The sequence below is a fragment of the Candidatus Sysuiplasma jiujiangense genome (genome assembly GCA_019721075.1).
Taxonomy (GTDB): Archaea; Thermoplasmatota; Thermoplasmata; order Sysuiplasmatales; family Sysuiplasmataceae; genus Sysuiplasma; species Sysuiplasma jiujiangense.
On sequence record JAHEAD010000018.1, the window covers coordinates 1 to 23,529 of the forward strand.

The following is a 23,529-nucleotide window of genomic DNA, read 5'->3' on the forward strand; positions in this document are numbered from 1 at the left end:
GAGGATGACATCACTGTCATCCAGCCTCTTTCCCTTCCAGAAGCCTCGATAGAGATCGAGAATGGGAGCGGCCTTCTCCGCGAACTGCGGATCTCTGGGAAATATCCAGGAACGCCGGTACCATGGCCTTATTGCATCAGCGCTCAGCCATTCCTGTATTGTCGTCATGCCCGGTGTCCTCTGCAGCTGTGTTTCCGCCGCCTTCCTTATGTCGTTCAGCGACAGCCTGCTGAGCGGCAGACCGAGCTGTGAAGGCCGTTCGCACGCTATCGCCTTTATGGTTGCCCTGACCTGGTCGTCGTAGATGCGCGGCCTGCCGCTCCTCTCCTCGTCTCCGAGACCGTCAACTCTCTTCTCTGCGAACCTTCTCCTCCATGTGCGTACTGTGTTCGACGCACAGCGGAGTTTCCGCGCTATGCCGTAATTGCTCATACCGTCTGCTGCGAGCAGCACTATGCTTGCACGCAGCACATCACGCTGTGCTGATGTTGATTTCCTTACAGTTGATTCAAGTTCCTTTCTTTCCTTCTTTGAGAGTTCAATGATTGACTTTGGCGCTATATTTGGCAATACCCATCCCATCCCGACGCGCTGCCGTCGGGAATGTTACGGCATTACTACTTCAAAGACTTTACGATTGGAGCACTAGTACCTTGTTTCAGTGACTGAGTTCGGTGCTTTGAATTTCGGCAAACAGTACCCTGCCAATAATAATGTGGCATAGCCAAGGCACGTTACCAGCCGCTGTAGTCCCTTTCATCCCGGAGTTCGTTCGTTTTGCCTCCTTGAATTTTCTGTATGGACAGAACAGATTCCTTTCTCTCTTTAGAAGTGGTCATAAGGCCCAGACCGGTGTCTATATAGGACTCTCTTGATTAATTTCTAATGCTCTTCGGCCCTTTGAATAACCGGAATCGTTGAGCCATTCTCACGGGGAAAAATATGGTGCCGCCTCATCGGACGATTCTTCTATCCGTTCTGCATACGGATTGTATTCCATGAAACAGTTACCCGCATTGGCACTCATTTCCTGAAAAAAAGGGGCAGAGCATTAAACAATTTCCGTGTTTTCAGAAAAACGCACAGGAGGGGAAACCGCCTGAGTCAGGCCCTGCCGCTCGTCATTAATGCGGTCCGTGAGAGTCCTTTCGTTTGCATTTCCGTATCCGCCGCCTCCGGCAGTGCGGATGAGAAAAATGTCTCCCTGTTCCATTTCAATGGAACACTTTGAGGGTACGCGCTTCCAGGTTCCAGGCGAAGAATTTTTCATTAAGTGGAATTCAGAACCTTTGCCGTCCTCTCCCCCTTCAAGGCCATACGGGAATGTATTCTCCCTTTCGGCGACAACTGTGAGCGTCATTTTTTCCAGGGCCCTGTAAGCACGATCGATGCCGCAGCCGCCACGCCATCTGCCGGCCCCCCCGCTTCCGGTCCGAAGTTCATATCTGACTATCTCAATGGGATAATCAAGCTCGACTATTTCCGCGGGCGTGTTCATCGTGTTGGTCATATTGCACTGTATGCCACTGACGCCGTCGCCCCCGTCATATGCCCCCGAGCCGACGCCGTTCGTCTCGTAGAACGACCAGGTCGAGCCGTGCGAAACTCCTCCAATCATCACGTTGTTCATTGAACCGCCGCATGCGGCGGGCACCTTTCCCGGAGCAAACCCTGCAAATGCGCGGAAAAGGACATCGACGTTTCTCATGCTTGTTTCAGTGTTACCTGCGGAAACAGGGAACGGAAATTCCGGATTCAGCAGGCTGCGTTCGGGAACCCTGACATCGACCGGTGAAAAGCAGCCATCGTTCGTCACTATGTCCGTTCCTGCAATTGCCCTGAGTACAAAATACACACCTGAAAGCGTGACGCCGAAAACAGCATTCAGCGGTGTCCTCACCTGCTCCGCTGTTCCTTCGTAGTCGGCAGTCAGCCGCCTGCCCTTCTTCTTAAGTCTGACGCGCAGCACTACCTTCCTGCCGTCCGGCAGTTCCATGTAATCCTCCGCGCCGGAAATGCCGTCCTTCATTTCCGATAGCCTGTGTTCAGTTATTTCCCTCGAGCGCTGTATTGCTGTTTCGTTTGCTTCTTCAAAACTCCGGATACCGTATTTTTCGAGCAGTGCCCGCAGCCTGGTTTCACCGAGCAGATTTGCTGCAATCTGTGCCCTGATGTCTCCACGTCTCTGATAAGGATCCCTTGAATTGGAAGACAGAAGCCTTATGAAAGACACATCTGTCCTTCCCTTCTTCATAAGCTTCACCGGATCAATTATAAAACCTTCCTGGAAGAGTTCCTCTGCATCGAACGGAATGCTTCCGGGAACCTTTCCACCCACGTCCGAATGATGAGCCTTGTTCGCCGCGAATGCTGCTAGCTTTCCTTTGTGGAAGACAGGCCTTATCACCGTTATGTCGTTAAGATGCGTTCCGGAGAGGTAGGGGTTGTTTACAGCAATCATGTCTCCCACGGAAATCTGCATGCCTTCCCTCCTCATGTGCTGCAGCGTCCTGCCGAGTCCCCACGGCAGGGATCCGAGATGAACCGGTATATGCTCCGCCTGCGCGATGAGCCGTCCCTCCCTGTCCAGCAGGGCGCAGGAGTGATCCATCCTGTCCTTTATGTTCGGAGAATAGGCTGAATTCCGCAGGACTATGCCCATCTCCTCGCTGGCATACATGAGCGATGATGAGATGATTTCTGAAGTGAATGACTCCACCGTCTCACCTCCTCCTCAGAACGATATTTTTCCACCGGTCCATCTCTGCCCTCCACCCCTTCGGAATGACTGTCGTTGTGTCGTACTGCCTTACGAGTGCAGGTCCGTCGAATCTGTTTCCGGGAACGATTTTCTCCCGTGAAACAACAGGTGTTTCTTCCGCCTCATCGCCAAACCATACCTCAGTCCAGCCTGTCACCGCCTCCTTCGACAATCTCCTGCTGCCGGTTGCGCATCCTTCCATGACTGCCTTCTTCCTTACTCCGACGGCCGTAACACGTGCGGACACAAAGAGCACAGGGTCTTCTGCCGAAACGTAACCATAGAGTCTTCTGTGCCTTCTGCCGAACAGTCGCGCGATCTTTTCCGGCAGGTCTTCCCCCTTCCACCATCCCCCACGGGAGGGAAGCGTTATTGCAGTTTCTGCGCCCTGTCCCTCATAACGGAGCATCGCCTGTCTTATGAAGTGGAATCGGCCTGTGTCAGTGAAATCGCCGGAAATTTCCGCATGGGCCTTCTCCTCCAGCTTTTCGAAATATGCGGATATTTCGCGCGAATCCAGTTCATCAAGCTTTTTCATTGCGCCCGCAAAGTATTCTCTCCTGATGTCCGAAACAACAAGTCCGAGTGCGGAGAAGAGTCCGGGATGCTCCGGGACAATTATCGATTTGATGCCGATATCCTCTGCAAGTTCCGCTGCATGAAGAGGACCTGCACCGCCGAAGCACAGCATTGAGAATCCTCTTGGATCGAGTCCGCGTTCAATGCTCACTATCCTCAGGATCTTTGACATGTTCAGATTTGCCACTGCCAGGATGCCCAGGGCTGTTTCGCAAATGCCTGTCCCGAGTCTTGAACACAACCTTTCGGACAGCGCGTCTTCCGCCGCCTTTCTGTCCAGCGGCATTGCCCCACCAAGAAGAGCATCTCCCGGCAGTCTGTTAAGCAGCAGATTGGCGTCTGTAACGGTTGGCTCCCTTCCCGCCCTGCCGTAGCATGCCGGACCGGGTATGGAACCGGCACTCTGCGGTCCCACGCGAAGGGAGCCGCCATCATCCAGCCAGGCTAAGGAGCCTCCTCCTGCGCCGGTCTCCGCAAGATCTATGAATGGAAATCTGACGGTATAACCGCTGCCCCTGATCGAGCGTCCGCTGTGAGTGGTGCCGGCCGCCTCGAACTCGTAGGAATGCTCGATCTCGCCATTGTGAATCACGCCGGCCTTTGCAGTCGTGCCTCCCATATCGAATGTGATAATGTCTCTGATCCCTGTCAGTCTTGAAAGATGCAGCGCAGAAACCACGCCGCTTGCTGGACCCGACTCTATCATCGAGACAGGTCTGTCTACCACATCCGCTGCGGTGTTGAGGCCGCCGTCGGACTGCATTATGTACAGGGGGACAGATCCGAACTCCTTCTTCAGGCGCTCTGTTATTCCGCTGATGTAACCGGAGACAGCCGGGCTGAGAACCGCATTCACCACAGCGGTGCTCGTCCTCTCGAACTCCCCCGGCTGCGGATCTATGTCGCTGGAGGAGACGGTTCTGAAGCCCATGCTGCGCAGGAAACCTGCGGCAAATTGCTCATTGCTCCCGTTTGCATAGGAGTTGATGAATGAAACGACTACGACCCCGGGAGAAATTTTCCGCAGGGAAGCTGACGCCGTCTCAAGCTCCGCTTCAGCTGGTTTCATCAGAACTCTTCCGCCTGCGTCAGTGCGTTCCCTGACCGTTATTCTCCGCTCTCTTGTCACAATCTGTTCCGGTCGCTTCAGTTTAAGATTGTATAATTCAGCTCTCCTCATCCGTCCTATCTCTATAACATCCCTGAAACCTTCTGTCGTCACGAGCGCAACCCGCGGCCAGTTTTTGTGTGTCAGCAATGTATTGGTTGCAATCGTGCCCGAATGCAGCACGAGGCCCGGTTTGCCGGGGGAAGATGCGGCTCTCACCCCTTCAATCAGAGCGTCTTCGGGCTTCTCCGTCGTAGCTATCTTGACTGTGAAAAGTCTTCGCCCGTGGTCGTCAGACGCGACGATGTCTGTGAATGTTCCCCCTATGTCGATGCCTACGACGACTGCTTCCGGTTTCACCTGTCAATCAGCAGTCAATCAAGAGGCACTCTTTATTTAAATTTTCATTCCGTGCAATGCCCCGTGCACCAGTCAGTCAGCAGCAGGTGCGTTGGGCAGCAAACTGCATTTTCCCGCATGCTTCCTGCTCAGCACGTTTTCGCAACTATTATTATACGGAGGCTGTCAATACCTTGAAGTCAAAAACGGTTCAGATGATGCGAAAATGCAGGAATCCCCGGACAGTGGAAAGGCCGACGAAGTCAACAGGCTCATGGAAGTCAGGAGAAACAAGCTGAAGAGGCAGATAGAGCTGGGACTGAATCCGTTCGCATATTCCTTCAGCAGGACACACACTTCAGCAGCAGTCAGGGAGAATTATGCCTCCGCAACACATGAACCCTCTGCCGATACAGTAAGAGTGGCGGGCAGGGTTATGTCCGTCAGGGATCACGGGAAGTCATGTTTCATGAGCCTGAAGGACAGAAGCGGTACCATACAGTTGTATGGACGGGAGGATAAACTCGGCAGTGACCTCTACCCGCTTTTCAAGGAGATCGATGCCGGCGACATAGTTGGCATAGAGGGCCGGGTTTTCAGGACCAGACGGGGTGAAATCACAATTGATGTCACCTCCTTCACACCGCTGGCAAAGTCTCTCAGACCGCTTCCCGAGAAATTCCATGGCCTTCGGGACGTCGAGGCAAGGTACAGGATGCGTTATGTCGATCTTGCTGTAAACGATGAAGTGCTGAGCACGTTTATAATGAGGAGCAGAATTATCTCAGCAATACGGCGCTGGCTGGATGACCGGGATTTCATTGAGGTCGAGACACCGGTACTGACGCCTGTACCGGGCGGCGCCCTCGCCCGGCCGTTCGTGACTCATTACAATTTTCTCGAACAGGATTTCTATCTGAGGATCGCCACCGAACTTTACCTGAAGAGGCTGATCGTGGGTGGAATGGAGAAGGTTTACGAGATAGGCAAGGATTTCAGGAACGAGGACATCGATACCACCCACAATCCGGAGTTCACCATGCTTGAGCTGTACCAGGCATACGCAGACTACAATGATATCATGTCACTGACAGAGAGCCTGGTAAGCGACGCACTGCTGTCGGTGAAGGGCGATTACACTGTAAGCTACAGAGGGAACAGTCTGGACTTCAAGCCGCCATGGCGGAGAATAACAATGGTCGACGCAATAAGGGAAATCGGTGAAATAGATATCGATGCCGACGATGCTGAGTCGCTTCAGAAAACAGCGGCGAAACTGAAGCTTGAGGACATCCAAGACGGGATGAGCGCCGGTGAACTCATTGCAGAGATTTTCGACCAGAAGGTCCAGGAAATGATCGTGCAGCCGACAATCGTCTACGACCATCCCGTCGAAGTCAGCCCGCTTGCCAAGAAGAAGCGGGGTAACCCCAGGTTCGCCGAACGATTCGAGCCGTTCGTGTGCGGCATGGAATTTGGGAATGCATTTTCGGAGCTGAATGATCCCATTGAGCAGAAAGAAAATTTCGAGAGGCAGAGAGTCAGGCGGGAAGGCGGGGACGTGGAGGCGCATCCTTATGATGAGGATTATATCGTCGCGATGGAATACGGCCTGCCGCCGACTGGTGGTCTGGGTCTTGGCATAGACAGGCTCTGCATGGTGTTCTCCGGCACAGATTCGATAAAGGAAGTGATTCTCTTCCCTCAACTGAAGAGGAAAGAGGAGTGACACTGCCGCCTGCGGGCATTCGGCAGTATGTGCTGTATCATCGAACCGCTGAGCTGACGAAACTGAAAATACCCGAGCTGCGGGGCTATTCCCGGAACCGCTGCACTGTTTCCTCTGGATGCTCCGGCGCGGAGACTTTTTTGGGCCCGTCCCTGGAACCTATGAATATCCCAAGCGATATCAGTGCGAAACCGAAATACGTGTAGATGCTGTTGGTCTCTCCGAGAAGTGCATAACTCAGTACGACCGAAACCGCAGGCACGAGGAAAAACATTCCTGAAATCCGGGTTACGTCGTATTTGCGCATCAGCTGGAAGTAGATGAGATAGGCAAAAGCGGAGCCGAACAGCCCCATATACACCGCTATCAGAATGAAAGTCAGATTTATCCCCGATACGCTGAACTTTTCGGAAACTGCTGCCCACAGCAGGACAAACGGGACGGAGTATGCGAACTGAAGTGCGTTTACGCCGCCGACGCTTCTTCCCACAAGGTACTTCTTGTAGATGACCGCAGAGACTGACCATACGAATGCCGCAAGCACAAGATAGATAAGTCCTGGATTCAGGCTGAGGCTCAGCTGTTCTGCAAAAATTATGAACATACCGGCGAAACCTGTCACAACACCTGCGATTCTCGTCCCAGTCACTCTCTCCTTCAGGAAAAAATAGGAGAGGACAACATTCATGATCGGGAAGGTGTAGATTATTATTGAAGAAATGGACGCGGGTTCCGTATTTTCTCCCAGAAACCAGAATCCCATGAAAAGCGCCGAATTGAGCAGCCCGGTAACCATGACGAGCAAGTTGTCCCCCAGTCCTCTGGGAATGTTCCTGAAACCGCCTATAATGACAAGAGAGAAGAGTGCGCCAAAGGCGACACGGAACAGCAGCACAAAAAGCGGCGCTTCATACTGCAGCGCAATTTTCAGCAGCGGATAGTTCAGGGCCCACATGGTAGCCATTGCCATGAAATAGACCGCATCCCTGACCGAAGACACAGGAAAGCTGATGCCTCAATTCCGTTTAATAATATTCGGTGGGAAGGCAGGTTTGGTCCACAACAGCGGACCGCTGCGGACTTTGGAAGCACCGTTCTGGTGACTGCTGAATGTCCTCTATGCCCGAGCGGGCAGTATGCCGCCTGTTCGCACGGCAATGCGCGGATCCGGTGTTTTCCTGAACCGATTCCGGCCTTAAGCCCTCTGCCTGGCGTCGCCTGCCGCCGAAATCACCCACGCTGATTTTCACCCGTCAATTCAAAAGTTTGAATAACATCTTAATTGCTCCCCCGGCCGATGATAAAATCTGTTGAGCACAGGATACTCGAAATTCCGATGAAGAAAGCTTTCAGGATTTCGCTCGGAAGTACGCAGTCGTACGAGGGTTTCCTCATTACTGTCAGAACCGACGACGGACTGACAGGTTACGGCGAAGCGGTGCCGACACCGTTCATTACAGGCGAAACACTGGGCTCAATCCGGGAGGCGCTGGGAATTCTGGGCCCTGTTCTCACCGGGCTTGATGAAACGGGAACGGAGCTGATAGCCGAAATCATGGAAAAAACGATTGCCGGATCCTATGCGGCCAAGTGCGGCATAGACATGGCACTTTGGGATCTCATGGGCAAAAGGGCCGGTCTGCCGCTGTCATCCCTGCTTGGAGGTTACAGGAAAAGCATACCGACTTCTTTTACGGTGGACATCGGAACGATGGATGAAGTGGAGAAATACACGAAGGAATTTGTCGAGACGGGCATCAGGACAGTGAAGGTAAAGCTCGGCCGTGGACTGCGGGAGGATTATGAACGGGTAAAGAGGGCAAGACAGACTGCTGGAGACAGCGTGATGATATATGTTGATTTCAACCAGTCCTATTCGGCTAAGAAGGCCGTAGAGCTCAGCTCCATCATCCATAAATTCGAAATAGAATTCCTGGAACAGCCGACTCCTGCGAGCGATATTTCAGGGCTAAGATTTGTGAGGGAGAAAAGCGGCATTCCTGTCATGGCGGATGAGGCCGTTCATGGGCCGGAAGATGCAATGAGGATTGTAAAGGCAGAAGCAGCGGATATGATAAACATGAAGCTGATGAAGGCCGGCGGCATCAGCAGGGGCAGAAAAATTATAGAGATTGCGGAGGCGGCGGGAATGCCTGTAATGATTGGATGCATGGTGGAAACAAAGATAGCCGTGACGGCCGGAACGCATCTTGCGCTGGGCATGAAAAATGTGAAATATGCAGATCTTGACGGCTACTCAAGCCTGGTGCAAGACATAACCGCCGGCGGGCTTGTTCTGGAGAACGGGGAGAACAGCGTGTCCGGAAAACCGGGCCTGGGCCTTTCCATAGCACAGGAGGTTGGCACTCACGGATGAATTGCGCGGCACAAAGGTGTCCGGAAAATGAAAAAGACGGAGAAGTGAGGAATCTGAAACTGAGGACAATTATCGGCGTATCGGATCTGAGGGCGGAACCGAAATTCAGATCTGAAAGGGTAAGCCAGACCATTTTCGGCGAGGCGGTCGATGTGCTGAAAGGCGGAAGCGGCGACTACATGCATGTCAGGGCTGCCGACGGATACGAGGCATACACGTCCAGAAACGGTTTCGGGAAGGTGTCGGCAGAACCGGAATACAAGATTGTGCAGGCCTGGAAGACAGGCGATATCAGGCTGCCGGTAGGCTCCCTTCTGACAGAGGATGACGTGGAAAAAATGCTTATCCCCCGGAAATTTTACAGGCCGCTTGATTATTCTGTTGATGTGCTGGGGCTGGCACGCGGATATCTCGGCGTTCCCTACCTGTGGGGCGGAGTGTCGGAATTCGGTATAGACTGCTCCGGACTGGTTCAGCGCGTGTTCGGATTCAACGGTGTGAAACTTCCCAGGAATGCGGGTGAGCAGGAACATGCCGGTAAAATCGTATCATCTCTTGATGAGGCGGAGCCTGAGGATACTGTCTTCTTTCCGGGACATGTCGGAATATACATGGGAAAGGGGCGCCTGATTCATGCCAATCTGCACAATCAGAGGGTGAGCATAACCGATCTGTCTGACCGTAGCGCATATTCATCCTATCTGAGGAAACATGTGACATCAATAAGGAGGATAAGGAACTGAAGTTCAGACACGGGTTTATGGAATGGTCTTTCGAATTGGGCTGCAGTCTTTCTTGTTAGTCACGGGCAATCAGAACTGGCACCTCGATGGGCAGAATCGGCCTTCAATATTATTTCATACATGTAGGGTATAACCTCTTTCGTGTTCGAAATTGTCAACGGCTTAATTGCCGACGGAAGCGGCAGGCCCCTTTTTGAAAATCCCGGTATAATCGTCAGGAAGGACAGAATGTTCTTTGACACCAGGGCCGGGAAGAATCCCCGGGCAAAGGTGATCGACGCCGGCAGTCTGGTCATTGCCCCCGGGTTCATCGACGCCCATTCACACTCCGATGTAGCTGTCCTGCGCAATCCACGTGCAGAAAACAGGATACTCCAGGGTATAACTACCGAGGTAACGGGTAATTGCGGCTTTTCCCCTTTTCCTGTGACGGATCTCAACAGGGATGCGATGAAACGGGAATATGTGCGATCCGGCGTCAGGCTGAGATGGAACAACCTGAGCGGATATGCGGAAGCGGTCAACAGGGTCAGGCCGGCAATCAACATTGCACCCCTGCAGGGACACGGGAATCTCAGGGCCGCTGCCATGGGTTATGCCGGAAGGGCGCCGGACGGCAAAGAGCTAAGGCTGATGAAGAAACTCCTTTCCGAAAGTATGGCAGCCGGCTCTTTCGGCCTTTCATCCGGGCTGGAATACACGCCATCATCATTTGCGAACTGGAAGGAACTTGCCTCGCTCTGTTCAGTCGTTTCAAAATTCGGCGGGGTCTATGCGACCCACATGAGAAACGAGGATGATTTCCTTGAGAAATCTGTCGCCGAATCGCTGAAGGTATCCAGAGAAGGGGGCGTCAGGCTGGAAATATCCCACCTGAAGTCAACGAGGAGGGCCAACTGGGGCAAGGTGGTGACGGTCCTCGCTGAGCTTGAAAGAAAATCGGCCAGGAACAGGGCAATAGCATGGGATGCATACCCGTATGCGGCCTGCCACACAGATCTGACAATCACCCTTCCCTCGTACATAATGGACGGCGGTTTCTCCTCGATGCTCACGGCAGTTGCGGATGCGAAGACAAGAGCGAAGGTTATGGCCGACATGGAAAAGGACAGGGATATGGAAGACTGGAATGCGATTGTCGTGGAAGACATCACTTCAGGCGAAATTTCGCATTTCAATAACAGAAATATCGGTGACATTGCCAGGCAGATGAACACGGTAGCCCCGGAGGCTGTATTGAAACTGCTTGAGATCAACGGTCATGATATCGCAATTATCGTGCACAACATGGCACAGGAGGACGTCGACAGGGTGTTCAGCCATCCGCTGACCGGAATAGGCAGCGACAGTTCCGTTTATACAGGCGGCCATCCCCACCCGCGGGCATTCGGCACTTTTCCAAGGGCGTTTGCACGTTACGTCAGGGAACTCAAAAGCTGTCCGATGGAGCTCATGGTAATAAAAGCATCGGGACTCAATGCTGAAAGATTTTCAATACAGATGAGAGGATTCCTGCGTGACGGATATTTTGCCGACATAGTCATATTCAGCCCGGTGGTCATTGCAGACAGGAGCACTTATGAGCAGCCTTCCATAGAGCCGGAGGGCATAAGACACCTGTTTGTAAACGGCGTTCCTGAAATAGAAGATGGGAAGGTTACAGGCAGGCGGGGCGGGAGAGTGCTTAAGCTGAATGCCGCATGATGCGTCTGCCCCCTTGTGCCGGAAGCGCCGATGCGGACTGTGCGAACATACGCCATAGCGCCGGTCAGTGGGCTGTTCCGCCGCAATGGCCTGCAGAAGGCGCCAGCAGGCACTCGTCTCCCTGATACCAGGTCAGATCCGCAATAGTCCTGCAGCTATTTTTATATCTGAACACTACTGATTAAACATGCCTCAAAGGTGAATTGGAAATATGGAAACAAGACGTGTCGCCGAAGTTCTGAAGAGCAGACCGACGATGGAAGGAGCAGGGGTCAGGCTGATGAGGGGTTTCGGGAATCAGCAGCTTGCATATGTTTTCGACCCTTTTCTTCTCTTTGACGATTTCGGTTCGCATTATCCCCATGAATACATGGCAGGTTTTCCTTGGCATCCGCACAGGGGAATAGAGACGGTAACATACCTTCTGAAAGGAGAGGTGCACCACGAAGACAGCACAGGGACAAAGGGTGTAATACGCAGCGGCGATCTCCAGTGGATGAGCGCAGGCAGCGGAATCTACCATGCCGAAATGCCGAGACCGCCACCGAAGGAAAATGGCAGCCAGAAGGAGGACAGCGAGATGAGGGGCTTCCAGCTTTGGGTCAATATCCCTGCGGACAGGAAAATGAGCGAGCCGAACTACAAGAATCTGCTCAGGCAGAATGTGGCGGATGTCGAGCTCAATGACGGTACGAGGGTAAAGCTTGTCGCAGGCGAGCTCAAAAAGGTTCCCGGTGTCGGAGACATTTCCGGTCCTGTCAGGGACCTGCCTGTTGACGCACATTATCTCGATGTTACCATGAAGAATGAAAGCGAATTGAGCTACAACGTGAAGGACGGTTACACGACATTCGCTTATGTGGTTGAAGGCGAGGCAATATTCGATACAAGGAACAACATACGCGCCGGGCCGAGATCCGTTGTTCTTTTCGAGCGCTATGGCGACAATGTGAACATCAGGACGGATGAGACAGGGGCACGCTTCCTCCTCATCTCGGGGAGGCCTCTGAAAGAACCCATCGCATGGCATGGCCCTATTGTTATGAATACAAGGGAACAGCTGATGGAGGCCTTCCAGGAACTTCAGACCGGCGAATTCATAAAGCACAAGGCTACATCATACGATTACATCGAATAGCTCCCGGCCAGTGTATCAGGGTGACGGCTGCTGCTGGGTGGCGCAGTGTATCGTTCCGAAGCCATGAACCATGGCACTGCAGTCAATGCCCACGATACGCCTCCCCCTGAAAACATCTTTCAGGGCATCCAGTATGATGTCATCATTTCTGCATCCGAATACAGGCACCAGCACCGCTGAGTTCCCTATGTAGAAATTGGCGTAACTTGCCGGCAATCCTGCGGTGTCCGGTGTCCTGACCGGCATGGGCACCTCCACGATATCCACTTCATCCCTGCCCAGGGAAAAAGCTCTCTTCAAAATCTTCAGATTGGCATCCAGTACTCCCCGGTTGGAATCATCCCTGTTGCTTTCCACCATGCATATGACGGTGTCCATGGAAACGAAACGGGCTACGTCGTCAATGTGACCGTCCGTGTCATCGCCCTCTATACCGCCGCTCAGCCAGATTACCTCTTTCGCGCCGAGATACTCCCCAAGCTTCATCTCGATATCCCTCCTTCCAAGTGCCGGGTTCCTGTTTTTGTTGAGGAGGCACTGCTCTGTGGTGAGGAGCCTTCCGCTGCCGTCTACATCGATTGAACCCCCTTCAAGCACCATACCTGTCTCGACAATTTCCAGTTCGGCCGATTTGGCTATTTCCATTCCTGCAATGTTGTCCGGAAGCAGATCATCGTATTTGTTCCCCCATGCATTGAATGTCCATTTTGTCGCAACAATCTTTCGTGCATTCCTTTTTCTGACGAAAATCGGCCCGTAGTCGCGGACCCAGACGTCCGCTGCCTGTATGGTGTGGAATTTTACGTTCCTGGTGCTGTTGAGCATGGAAGTTATGTGCTCCTCAAGAGATGCGTCTGCGGCGAGTATGTCGATCCTTTCGCCCCGGGACAGTTCCTCCACTATACCGACGAATGTCTGCTCCACCTCTTCCATTATGTCGTCCGGAAAGGTCAGTCTGTTCCCGGGCCAGGAAATCCATGTGGACTCATGTTTTTCCCACTCCGCCGGCATCCTGTACTCCGGTATCCCGTCCTTCGTAATATCATGCGGTAAGCGGATCACCTGACCAGTCTGCCATATGTTGAGGGCATCCTGTTCCTCAGGAACCCCCAGCCTTTTTCAATGTTTCTTCCGAGACCAGGATCGCATTCGGCAATCAGTGCCTCTTCCCCGCGTCCTCCCCTGGCAATGAAATTTCCAAACTGATCACAGACGAATGAGCCGCCCCAGAAATTCATGTCACCTTCCCTGCCTGTTCTGTTTGCGCATGCTACAATCAGACTGTTGGCTATGGCATGCCCCCTCTGTACGGCGGTCCACGCGTCCTTCCAGCTGCCTTCCGTCTGTTCTATGCCTCTCACCGTTCCTATCGCTGTCGGATAAAAAAGTATGTCCGCACCCATGAGCCTGTTGATTCGTGCAGCCTCGGAATACCACTGGTCAAAGCAGATGAGCACGCCGATCCTGCATTTCTCAGTTTTTACAACGGTGTATCTGTTTCCCGGCGAGAAGTAGTTTTTTTCATAAAAATAGGGATCCTGGGGAACATGGACTTTCCTGTATTTCCCTATCAGTCTTCCCTTCGCGTCAAAGATGAGGGAGGTGTTGTACCTCCTTCCCCCGGCCGACTCAAAGAGCGAGCCGCCTACAAGCACGACCCTGTTCTCCCTGGCTGCTGCCGAAAGCATGTCGCTCGAAGGGCCGGGAATCCTTTCTGGTTTCACCGTACTGTTTCTGGAAGCAGGAAAGTATCTGGTGCCAAAAAGTTCGGGAAGGCAGACTATTTCCGCTCCGGATTTCGCCGCCCTGCCGACCATTTCCGATGCCCTGTGCAGGTTCTTTTCGGCATCCCCGTGCGTCTTCATCTGAACAAGACCGACCTTGAGTTTCTCCATTTACTGTTTCCCGCCTTACGACACGGCAGTGTGTTGAAAATAGTCTGTCTTATTATTCTTTGTCCATGGTGGTGAATTTGATGCAGTCTGTCCGGTGCAGACTGTGAAGAGAAGCTGTCATGCGGACATGCTTTCGCGATACGGCAGGACACTCAGATCCACACGTATAGCAGAACGGCAATGAGTGCAGCCAGTATGTAAAGCATGTATCTTCCAATGGAGCTGTTCATGATACTTCTGCCGGAATGGTATGATATACTTCTGTATGCTCTTCCGGCCGCTTCGAGGGCATTCCACTCCCTGTTGAGAGGCGTCGTCGCGCCTGTTTCTCTTCCAAAGAGGTATCTGAACATCAGTCTCACCGGATTTGAATACTGAAACGGGCCGTAAGATCCAGGCTCAGCCATCAGGCCGCCTGCCCATACCGGTACTGTTCTTCCCTTCCTTCCTGCACCGATCAGCACGTATGCTGTTGTCGAGAAGATGAAGATCAGGCCTGCTATAAAGAACGGTGAAATAAGTCCGAATACACCGGACGGACCAGGCGAGGTTATCAGCAGTCCATCCGGCACTGCGAGGAGACCGCCTATCAGTGACGAAATGCCGTGTCCCGTCACCATTTCTATTGCGCTATCTGCGAAATAAAGAAAGTAAGAGGACAGGATTCCCAGAAAGAGAACAACGATCCCGGCAACGGCGACTCCCGACGAAAGCAGTTTTCCGCTGCTATTACTGCCTCCTGCCGTTCCATAGCCGAAAAGTTTGCTCATCGAAACAAGCGACATGCCCCCTCCCAGTGCAACTGCGGCACCTACAAAAACTGAGATGACAGAAACGCCTGTTCCGCCGAAGGTTACGAGAATGAACAGTGTTTCGAGCAGCATCCATTCTCCCAGTCCTCCGCCGAACGGAAGCAGACCTGCAAGGGATAATGCGCAGATGAAACCGCCTGCCGCTGCGCCCGTTCCTGGTCCCTCTGATACATTTCCGAGCAGGCCGCTCCGGGACTTCTTTTCTATGATGCCGGAAAACATGAAGAGGCCTGCCTTTCCCAGTGTATGTGCAAAGACGAACACGATCGATGTTCCAGCAGCAAAAGCGGCCAGAAGATAGTCATGATAATAGAGTGCGACCACTACGGATCCGAGTGCTATCAGCATGGAACCTCCATTTTCAACTGTGCTGTAGGCCGGTATGATCTTGACATGCTCCGCGGTTGCCGCAAACACGGATGCGAATACGGCGGTGAATGCTCCTGCAACCATCATGAGTATGCCGGCACCGATGGATGGTGGAGTCAGGGATATCAGACGTAATATGCAGTAGACTGCCAGCATAGTCATTGTTGCGCTGAAGAGAACAGAACCGTTGGTGGGCGCACTGCTGTGGGCAACAGGCAGCCAGTCTGATATCAGGAAGGGCGTGACACCCATCTTCACCGCGAAACCGAATATTCCGAGCAGAAATGCGACTGTGGAAGTGAAGTATGTCATTTCAAACGTTCCTGTTTCAAAATACAACACTGCAGTCATCAGAAGTATGAGCAGGGTGCTCAGTTCGCTGAATATGATGAAGAGCAGCGGCGCCCTTCCATTCACATTTTTTACTGAGATTATCTGCAGATATCCTGCGATGCTCATCATTTCCCAACCGAAGAGCAGGGTGAAGAAGGAGTGCGACAGCAGTACCACCACCATCGAGAGTATTGAAACTGAATAGCCGATGGCGTTTGTTCTGGAGTTCCTGTCGTAGCCTGCAGAATAGATGGAAGAAGCTGTCCAGGCAATTGCACCGATCATCAGGAATAGTGACGAAAGTGCGTCGAGCCTGAACGATATCAGCCCGTCAATGTAGAATGTGTCGGGTGGTGCATTTATGGACAGTATGGATATGATAAATGTGATCACTGAAACAGAACCCGTCAGGGCATAGGAAAGTCTTACCCGTGCCGTCGCAACCAGTGGCGGCAGGAAGAAAAGGGCCATGACGATAAACGGATTCACCTTCCTCCCCTCGCCTTGATAAGCGCGTCAAGAATTGTAAAAGGACTCGGCGGGCATCCCGGGACAAGCACATCGACTCTGACCGCGCCGGTAACTGGTCTGCCTATGATTCCGCCCGAAATTGCACAGGTACCTGCCGCTATCACCAGTTTGGGTTCAGGCATGGCATCGTATGCCGCAATGAGCACGTCATGCATTCTTTCGGCCAGCACTCCGACAACAATCAGCGCATCCGCGTGTCTGGGTGTGCTGGTGAAGAAAATTCCGAGTCTGTTGAAGTCATAAACCGGGTTTGAAAGCGCATGCACTTCCGTATTGCATGCGCCGCAGGAACCGGTATCTATGAGATAGATGTGAAACGACTGTCTGAATGTCCTGTTGCTCTCACTCAGCAGGGCAATTCTGACATCTCCTGCCGGTTCAAACTGTGGAGCGCATCTTCCGCAGGAAATGCACCTCTCCATGTTGACACTGTCCGCTTCAACGGCATCTGCCGGGCATTCAACGCGCCCCTCCATTTTTCTGACCGGCTTTGTGCTCCATGCCGATACGCTCTCCGCATCTCCGTCAGGAAAACGCGTGGTCACAATACCCTTCCTGAGGCCGCTTAAAATCCAGGATTTCACAACACATCACCCATCTCCGATATCCAGAAGCCGAAGCTTTCCCAGGCGAACGGAAAATCAGTCAAAACGCTGTTCTTAATTCCCTCGGCAAATGCAGGGATGTTTGCAGTCGAGGGAGACATTATGTGCAGTTCTCCGACTCCGCCTGTTCCTGTGCGCATCCAGAGGATTGTTTCCCCTCCCGGAGACTCAATTTTGCCCAGACCTTCCCCCTCTCTCAGCTCAACAGCAGACGTCTCTGCGGCATTCACATGTTCCAGGTGAGCGCAGATCTGCCCGATCACTGACGCCGATTCCTCAATTTCCTGGGCGCGAACAAGTGCTCTTGACAGCGCATCGCCCTCATATTCCCTTCTGTAGTTGAAAGAATAGTCTCCATAAGGGAGCAATTTCCCCTTCCATCTGGCGTCCACCGGAAAACCAGCAGCCCTTACAGCCGGCCCGACCATCCACTCCCTGCGGACTGTGCAGGTTCTCTGTATCCTGTCCAGAAAAAGAGTCGATTCGGACAGATGGTTCCATGTTTTCGAGAATTCACTGACTATTGCGTCCGTTGCTGCCGGCAGTCCTTCGAAGTCGATGTCTCTTCCGATGCCGCCAATCCTGTTGACGCCAAAGAAGTATCTATGGCCGAAATGCTCCGATACCAGTCTCAGCACCTTTTCCCTCAGGGTGAATATGTGTGAGGTTGCAACATTCTGTGAAGCCGCTTCGCACAGTCTCCCTATGACAAAAAGGTGGGATGCTATTCTCTCAAGTTCACACATCACCATTCTGGTCTTCTTTACATCCGGGTTTACATCAGTTTCGCATATATTTTCGATCGTGCCGCAGAAGAGTGATGAATATGCTGCCGAATGAAATCCGTTCAGCCTCTCCAATTTTAACAGTGCCATGTCCTGCTGCATGCCGGAAATCCGAAGGCGCCTGTCCTTGAACAGGAAGTATGGAACGACTTCATCGATTGTTTCGCCCTTTGTGCTCATCAGGAATCTCACCGCCTCAATCATCCCCCCGGAACTCGGACCATAGACGAACATACGCGTCCTGCCTGATGCTTCCGGCAGATTTGCAAAATATCTGTAATTCTCATATCTGCCGGGAACTGATTCATCTACAATTTCGGCATCATTGCTGTCTCTGAATACGGCTCTCCAGCCGCCACCTGATTTGAATGCACAGGATAGTATTCTGCCATCGCCCGCCATCTACAAACCTCCTGCCAGGAAGAATATGATGGAAACTGCCGCTGAGAGGGTGATTGATGATACAGCCACTGCCCTCTGCAGCCTTCCAGCTTCGTGCATCGTGTCGCCCGGAGAAGGGGAAAATAGCATCGAACCGACCTTCATGTTAACAGAACTGAAGGTGATGAGAATCAGCGGCGCTGTCAGTGCAATCATTACGAACAATCCGGCATGCGCCAGTCCCATGAAAATGAGAAATATGCCAACAAAAGTACCGAACGGCGGAGCGCCTGTTACCGCGAGAGAAGAAAACAGCATGTAAAAGGAGCTCTGAGGCATCGTCACAAGCAGTCCCTTTACATCGCCGATATTCCTCTTTCCTGTTGCAGAAAGGATGTTTCCGGAAGAGTAGAAAGCGCCCGCCTTGGCGAATGCATGTGAAACCAGAAGTACAATGGCACCGGTAAGTCCTATTCCGCCGATAACAAGACCTATGACTATCAATGCCATATTCTCCATCGTCGAATACGCGAACATTCTCTTGTAGTAGCGTTGCGATGGCATCAGCAGTGCAGCCACTGCGATCGTGATGAACGCAAAAAACAGGTAAAGTCCTTCCACCCTGCTGCTGTATGTGATCTCATAGATGCGGTACAGGGCATAAACAGCGACCGGCAGAAGAACTCCGGAAAACATGGAACTTATTTCTGACGGTGCCTCGCTGTGCGCATCAGGCAGCCAGGTGTGCATAGGCACGAGCCCGATCTTTGTGCCGAAACCTATCAGTGCAGTTGCTGCCGCAATTTCAGTTATCAGAGATACGGAGTGGACAGAGGAGATCAGATTGTATATGTCAAGTGTTCCGAATGCCCTGTATATCATAACGATTGAAATCAGACTTATGGCAAGACCTGACGAAACTATTATGACGTATCTCCAGGCAGCTTCAACATTGAGTCTGTTTTCCTCTATGACGAGCAGAAGGGCACTGCTTACGGTGGTCAGCTCGATCCCGATCCAGAGAAAACCGTAGTTGTTGACTGTCAGTGAAAAGAGCATGGAGGCGACAAACAGATGCATCATTGAAAGATGCAGGCGCATATTCCTGGATTCGCCGAGATGGTGATGGTAGCCAAGGGCAAACAGGGTGGACATCAGATATACAATCGAGACTGTGAGGATCAGAATGCGACTCATTGTGTCAAGCAGAAAGAATCCGTGCGAGTCAGTCGAAAGCATGTTCAATGCCGCTGCAAGCAGCAAGGTCAGCAGTGCCGACACCACCGAAAGAGCTTTGAACCTGGCAAAAAAATAGGATGCGGAGAAGAGGGCAGGCACAGATATCAGAAGTAATATCAGGAGATTCATCCCATCAGCTCCTCAATGTCCCTGTGAACTATCTCCTGCCGCACAAGGACCGCGCTTATAATCACCAGAGCAAGGACGTCAAGCAGTACGCTTATCTCGATCAGGAGCGGGAGTGGAGCAATAGTCAGGCTCATGAATATTATTCCGTTCTCCTCTTCGACATAACCTATAACGTGGGCAAAACTGTTCCTTCTGGACATTATCAGAAGAAAACCCTGAAGCATGACTGCGAAGCCTATTGAGCCAAGCGGATCGGAGACTGCCGGATAAATTACAATGCGGTATATCACAAAGGACAGTATGAGCACGAGGACGGATGCCACAGCAACAGTCGCAGCCTCATGTGAGTACTCCCTGGCATACATACCCCTAAGCGGTATCTTTCTTTCAAGTATCCTGGTGAGAAGGTATCCCCGCAACACGAATATCAGTACGGCAAGCACTATCAGAGCTGGAGATTGACCGATGATGCCAAAATATCCGACCGCAAGAGCCAGCAGCACTGACTGGGTTGTTACAGTGCGTACGGCCGGCCTTATGTATGATCTCAACTGTATGCTCAGCGCCGAGACAATTATCAGAACGCCCAGTATTGCAAGTATTTCGTAATTCAAACAATACCACCAAGCGAGTATGTTATAATGGAAAGAATCGCCAGTGCAAAGGAAACAGACAGGAAATCCTGAATCTTGAAAAGGCGTAGTTTTGCAAATGTTTCCTCAAAGCCTGCAAGTATCATAATGAGAAGTATCCACTTTGCCAGCATGATTGGAAAATCAGCAGCCGTTCCGGCGATTCCGCTCTGCATGAACCATGGAAAAAGGAAGACATTCAGGAACACGGAACCGAGAAGGTACTGCTTTATCATCGACGAATACTTCAGAAGGAAAAGATTTTTTCCGCTGTATTCATACAGCCTCCCCTCATCTATCATACCGAGCTCGTTGAGACTCTGGCTTTCCACCGGAAGCTTGCCTGTTTCAAAGAGAAGAAGCATGAAGAATGCGGCCGTCGATAGTAGATGGGGGAGCGACATATAAGAGGCGGACGAGGCGACGAGCACGTTGTTTGTGACGTACGGATTGTTTGTTCCGCTTATGATTGCAACTGCAAAGAAGACCATGATAAGTGTAGGTTCGGCGAACGCAGAAAAGACAACAGATCTGCTAGCACCCAGTCTGGTGAACTGATTTCCCGCATTGATGGCTGCTATTACCTGCAGGAATGATGCAAGGGTGAAAAGTAGGGCGCCTCCAAGGAAATCGGCGGAAGGCGTGAAAAAGACTGGGAATGGCGCTATAACCGGTATAATGAATGAAATGAGTATGTATATTCCGAAGACGATAAAGGGAACTGCTGAAAAGATTATCGAGGAACTGTGGTTTTTTAAATTCTCCTTGCGCAGGAGTTTCGCGAGGTCAAAATAAGGCTGCAGTATACGCACGCCCTTTCGCGACTCGATCCTTGATTTTACCTTCGAAAGCAGGCCGGCTACCAGTGGCGCAAGTACAAGAACTCCAGCAAGCTGCATTGCCGTCTCCGCCAGGATTGCAAACATGGTATCGCCTTCAATCCAGACGTCATCGACCGGCAGCCAGCCGGTGGTTTAAGCGAACGTCACCGCTATTCTGTGTGTGGTAGATCAACCCTATATTTATCCTTGATGTTATGTGCGCCAATGTTGATTGATTACAGGAAAAGGTCGCGAAAGCCCATGAATTTATTCGTGGAAGGATGTCGGGCCCGGCGCAGATCAGTCTTCTGCCTCCCCTGTTTAAGACAGGCGGAATTCAAAGCGGGCAATGCTGCGTCACAAGATTAAAAGGATGTATGCCGATTGACGATGCTCCTCCGCAGGTTGTTGAAATTATGGTCCTTTGTGCTTCTGGCCGTAGGCATCATCTGGCTTCTGATTGCCGCTTATGTCCTGCTGCGAAATTTCAACGCAGGATTCATCATCGCCACAGCACTTGTGGCAGCGGCTTCGTTCGTCTATCCGAGAGCCATGAAGAGTCAAAGACTGAGGCCATGGACAAAATTGAAGTTTGCCCGGCTGACTACAGTAACACTGATTTACCTGCTCATCGTCCTCTCGTCATTTCTCTTCATATCCCTGCGTGGAAGGACACATACGATCCTTTTCGTCGCGGGGCTGTTCGTCCTTTACATGGGTTACACATCTGTCAGGGGCTGGTACTCAGCTAAATCCGCTTCCGCTCTTTCACCTGATGCCGCAACAGTTGTTGCGCTTGTCATCAACGTAGCGGCATCTGTCATCTCGCTGCATGATTTGCTGTCAAGTTTCGGATCCGGCGTACTCATAGATATTGCCATAGTGATGGTTGTCATAAGCACCACCTCAACAAAGCACAGCATCATCAGCTACATTCTCCACTCCTTACAGAACTGGTTCAAATCAATTCGCGGAAAACCGCCTGAAACAGCGCCCAGACAGTGAATTTCCCCGTTGCAGTCTGCCGGAAGCGAATGACCGATGAGCACATTGCTTGTATTGTCTTCGTCATGCCGGATGATCATCCGCTCTGATAGAAACATCGGCAATCCGGTATCCCAATTTTTCGGAAAGCAGCCCGGGTCTTATTCTCATGACGGCATGTGTCTCGCCTGCTGCCGCCCAGGAAGCGATAAAGCGGAAAATTGACCTGTCAGCAAGCACAATGATATCATCATTGTGAGGAAACGGGGGCACACCGCCAACAACATAACCCGTTCTATTCCTCACCTCAGCGGCGGTCAGTTTCCTGACACTGATGCATTTCATCTCTCTCTGGAGTCTGTCCCTGTCCACCAGCATGTCGCCTGAAAGAACAACAATGACAGTCCTGTCCGTGGAAATATCCGCAGTACCCAAGGTGCATCCGAACGCAATTGATTTGGAAATTTCTGCCACGGGACATCCTATTGCCGAGGCTGCCGAAGCTGAAGTTCTTGTGCTTTCTGGAGCGAGCTCAAGAATTTCCGCCTCTATGCCCGATTTTTCTATAAATTCTCTTACATCACGGAGTCCTTTCAACTTCCCGTTGCCCCTGTTGCACACATGCTCCGGCTATGGCAAGCTTCACCGCCGGTCCGGAAACAGTAAATAATCACATGCTTTTTAAATCAGATGCAAATCAGTGATTATGGATAGCAAGAGGCAGGTTGTGCTGATTCTTTCCCTGCTTGTCCTCATCGAATATGTTCTCGGAGGCTTTGTTACATTTGATGATCCGACAAACGCCGGTTTCAGTCTTGCATCATTCTCTCTATCGTATCCGGCGGTTCTTCCGCTAATTCACAGGCTGTTTGCCGTTTTGCTCATTCTGTCATGGATTGTAGGCTCCTTTTACCTCAAAGGCACGGCTGCATTCAGGATGTCCCATATGACAATCGGACTGATGTTCATTCAGGCGTTTATAGGGGCGCTGATACCGGCAACACTGTCGGACGGTGTGCTCAACGCCTATGTGATAATAGCCCATTTCAGCGTTAGCGGGCTTGTCATCATAGGAACCGGTTTCACGCTGTACCTCGGCTGGTTTCTGAAAGGCCATCCCGCCCCCAGTACAGCGCATAGGCTGCAAGAAACGAGGTGACGAGAAGAAGGAGACCCGCATTGCCCTCATGGAGGACAACGAAAGGCGGATAGTCGTAGTTCCATATCGTGATCGCTCCAAATGATGCCTGCAGTATTAGAAGGACAAAAGCAACTATGGACAACTCCTTAAGCCCTCTGGGCGCCTTTCTTTCCGTAAAGACAACTATTATGTTGATGAGAAAAACAAGTACGATAACCAGCGCGACAAGCCTGTGCACTTCCTCTATCACGCCAGGCCAGCTAAGGACAATTTTTGTGTAAGGGAAATCGTTGTATGACGGATCCAGGAAGACAACCGATGCGGCAACAACATACTCAATCCATACGGTTATGAGTGAAACGAGGGCTGTCAATTTGTAAGGTTTCATTTTTCC

21 protein-coding genes are annotated in these 23,529 nt (G+C 51.8%); 7 read left to right on the forward strand and 14 right to left on the reverse strand.

All coding sequences use genetic code 11. The features are described 5' to 3' along the window. The 3 genes from KIS29_09260 to KIS29_09270 all read right to left on the reverse strand — a co-directional run. Nucleotides 1-582: helix-turn-helix domain-containing protein (locus KIS29_09260; protein ID MBX8640507.1), on the reverse strand; the 582-nt coding region annotated here is incomplete at its 3' end. Nucleotides 583-1,051: 469 nt separating this feature from the next. Next, nucleotides 1,052-2,719 carry a hydantoinase B/oxoprolinase family protein gene (locus KIS29_09265; GenBank protein ID MBX8640508.1) on the reverse strand — a complete coding sequence of 556 codons (1,668 nt, stop codon included), beginning with the start codon at nt 2,717-2,719 and terminating at the stop codon, nt 1,052-1,054. A 4-nt stretch (nt 2,720-2,723) separates the two neighbouring features. Further along, nucleotides 2,724-4,808, reverse strand: coding sequence for a hydantoinase/oxoprolinase family protein (locus KIS29_09270; protein MBX8640509.1), 2,085 nt, complete (start codon nt 4,806-4,808; stop codon nt 2,724-2,726). 205 nt (nt 4,809-5,013) lie between these two features. Here KIS29_09270 and lysS point away from each other — a divergent pair, with 205 nt between their 5' ends. Continuing rightward, nucleotides 5,014-6,516, forward strand: coding sequence for a lysine--tRNA ligase (gene lysS / locus KIS29_09275; protein ID MBX8640510.1), 1,503 nt, complete (start codon nt 5,014-5,016; stop codon nt 6,514-6,516). Between the two features lie 85 nt (nt 6,517-6,601). On the opposite strand, the gene KIS29_09280 is transcribed toward lysS, so the two are convergent. Beyond that, complete coding sequence (locus tag KIS29_09280; protein ID MBX8640511.1) at nt 6,602-7,516, reverse strand: DMT family transporter; 915 nt, start codon at nt 7,514-7,516, stop codon at nt 6,602-6,604. 297 nt (nt 7,517-7,813) lie between these two features. Between KIS29_09280 and KIS29_09285 the strand changes: the two genes are divergently transcribed. From KIS29_09285 to KIS29_09300, 4 genes are all read left to right on the forward strand, one after another. Beyond that, the gene (locus tag KIS29_09285) at nt 7,814-8,893 is read left to right on the forward strand and encodes a dipeptide epimerase (GenBank protein MBX8640512.1); all 1,080 of its coding nucleotides are present in this window, start codon (nt 7,814-7,816) and stop codon (nt 8,891-8,893) included. 44 nt (nt 8,894-8,937) lie between these two features. Further along, nucleotides 8,938-9,636: a C40 family peptidase gene (locus KIS29_09290; GenBank protein ID MBX8640513.1), complete on the forward strand. Its 699-nt coding sequence runs from the start codon at nt 8,938-8,940 to the stop codon at nt 9,634-9,636. A gap of 141 nt (nt 9,637-9,777) precedes the next feature. Continuing rightward, the gene (locus tag KIS29_09295) at nt 9,778-11,340 is read left to right on the forward strand and encodes an amidohydrolase family protein (GenBank protein MBX8640514.1); all 1,563 of its coding nucleotides are present in this window, start codon (nt 9,778-9,780) and stop codon (nt 11,338-11,340) included. A 211-nt stretch (nt 11,341-11,551) separates the two neighbouring features. Beyond that, entirely contained in the window at nt 11,552-12,478 is a 927-nt protein-coding gene (locus KIS29_09300) for a pirin family protein (protein MBX8640515.1), read from the forward strand. Between the two features lie 15 nt (nt 12,479-12,493). Here the strand turns inward: KIS29_09300 and KIS29_09305 are convergent, their stop codons facing one another. The 8 genes from KIS29_09305 to KIS29_09340 all read right to left on the reverse strand — a co-directional run bounded on the left by KIS29_09305 (nt 12,494) and on the right by KIS29_09340 (nt 21,115). Continuing rightward, complete coding sequence (locus tag KIS29_09305) at nt 12,494-13,489, reverse strand: agmatine deiminase family protein (GenBank protein ID MBX8640516.1); 996 nt, start codon at nt 13,487-13,489, stop codon at nt 12,494-12,496. 47 nt (nt 13,490-13,536) lie between these two features. Beyond that, nucleotides 13,537-14,373, reverse strand: coding sequence for an acyltransferase (locus tag KIS29_09310; protein MBX8640517.1), 837 nt, complete (start codon nt 14,371-14,373; stop codon nt 13,537-13,539). Nucleotides 14,374-14,525: 152 nt separating this feature from the next. Beyond that, nucleotides 14,526-16,376 carry a hypothetical protein gene (locus tag KIS29_09315; GenBank protein MBX8640518.1) on the reverse strand — a complete coding sequence of 617 codons (1,851 nt, stop codon included), beginning with the start codon at nt 16,374-16,376 and terminating at the stop codon, nt 14,526-14,528. Further along, nucleotides 16,373-16,963: an NADH:ubiquinone oxidoreductase gene (locus tag KIS29_09320; protein ID MBX8640519.1), complete on the reverse strand. Its 591-nt coding sequence runs from the start codon at nt 16,961-16,963 to the stop codon at nt 16,373-16,375. The genes KIS29_09315 and KIS29_09320 overlap by 4 nt, the downstream gene beginning before the upstream one ends. A 35-nt stretch (nt 16,964-16,998) precedes the next feature. After that, nucleotides 16,999-18,210, reverse strand: a complete 1,212-nt coding sequence (locus KIS29_09325) for a formate hydrogenlyase (protein ID MBX8640520.1) — start codon at nt 18,208-18,210, stop codon at nt 16,999-17,001. After that, nucleotides 18,211-19,557, reverse strand: a complete 1,347-nt coding sequence (locus KIS29_09330; GenBank protein ID MBX8640521.1) for a hydrogenase 4 subunit F — start codon at nt 19,555-19,557, stop codon at nt 18,211-18,213. Further along, nucleotides 19,554-20,171, reverse strand: coding sequence for a hypothetical protein (locus KIS29_09335; GenBank protein ID MBX8640522.1), 618 nt, complete (start codon nt 20,169-20,171; stop codon nt 19,554-19,556). Before KIS29_09335 ends, KIS29_09330 begins: the two co-directional genes overlap by 4 nt. Then, the gene (locus KIS29_09340) at nt 20,168-21,115 is read right to left on the reverse strand and encodes a respiratory chain complex I subunit 1 family protein (GenBank protein MBX8640523.1); all 948 of its coding nucleotides are present in this window, start codon (nt 21,113-21,115) and stop codon (nt 20,168-20,170) included. Before KIS29_09340 ends, KIS29_09335 begins: the two co-directional genes overlap by 4 nt. 303 nt (nt 21,116-21,418) lie before the next feature. Here KIS29_09340 and KIS29_09345 point away from each other — a divergent pair, with 303 nt between their 5' ends. Beyond that, on the forward strand, nt 21,419-22,015 hold the full coding sequence (locus tag KIS29_09345) for a hypothetical protein (protein MBX8640524.1): 597 nt from the start codon (nt 21,419-21,421) through the stop codon (nt 22,013-22,015). A 63-nt stretch (nt 22,016-22,078) separates the two neighbouring features. Here KIS29_09345 and KIS29_09350 read toward each other — a convergent pair whose 3' ends face one another. Further along, nucleotides 22,079-22,591, reverse strand: a complete 513-nt coding sequence (locus KIS29_09350; protein ID MBX8640525.1) for a YbaK/EbsC family protein — start codon at nt 22,589-22,591, stop codon at nt 22,079-22,081. Between the two features lie 109 nt (nt 22,592-22,700). On the opposite strand from KIS29_09350, the gene KIS29_09355 reads away from it, so the two are divergent. Further along, the gene (locus tag KIS29_09355) at nt 22,701-23,153 is read left to right on the forward strand and encodes a hypothetical protein (GenBank protein ID MBX8640526.1); all 453 of its coding nucleotides are present in this window, start codon (nt 22,701-22,703) and stop codon (nt 23,151-23,153) included. Here the strand turns inward: KIS29_09355 and KIS29_09360 are convergent. Further along, complete coding sequence (locus KIS29_09360) at nt 23,077-23,523, reverse strand: COX15/CtaA family protein (GenBank protein ID MBX8640527.1); 447 nt, start codon at nt 23,521-23,523, stop codon at nt 23,077-23,079. The genes KIS29_09355 and KIS29_09360 overlap by 77 nt on opposite strands. Nucleotides 23,524-23,529: the final 6 nt, after the last annotated feature.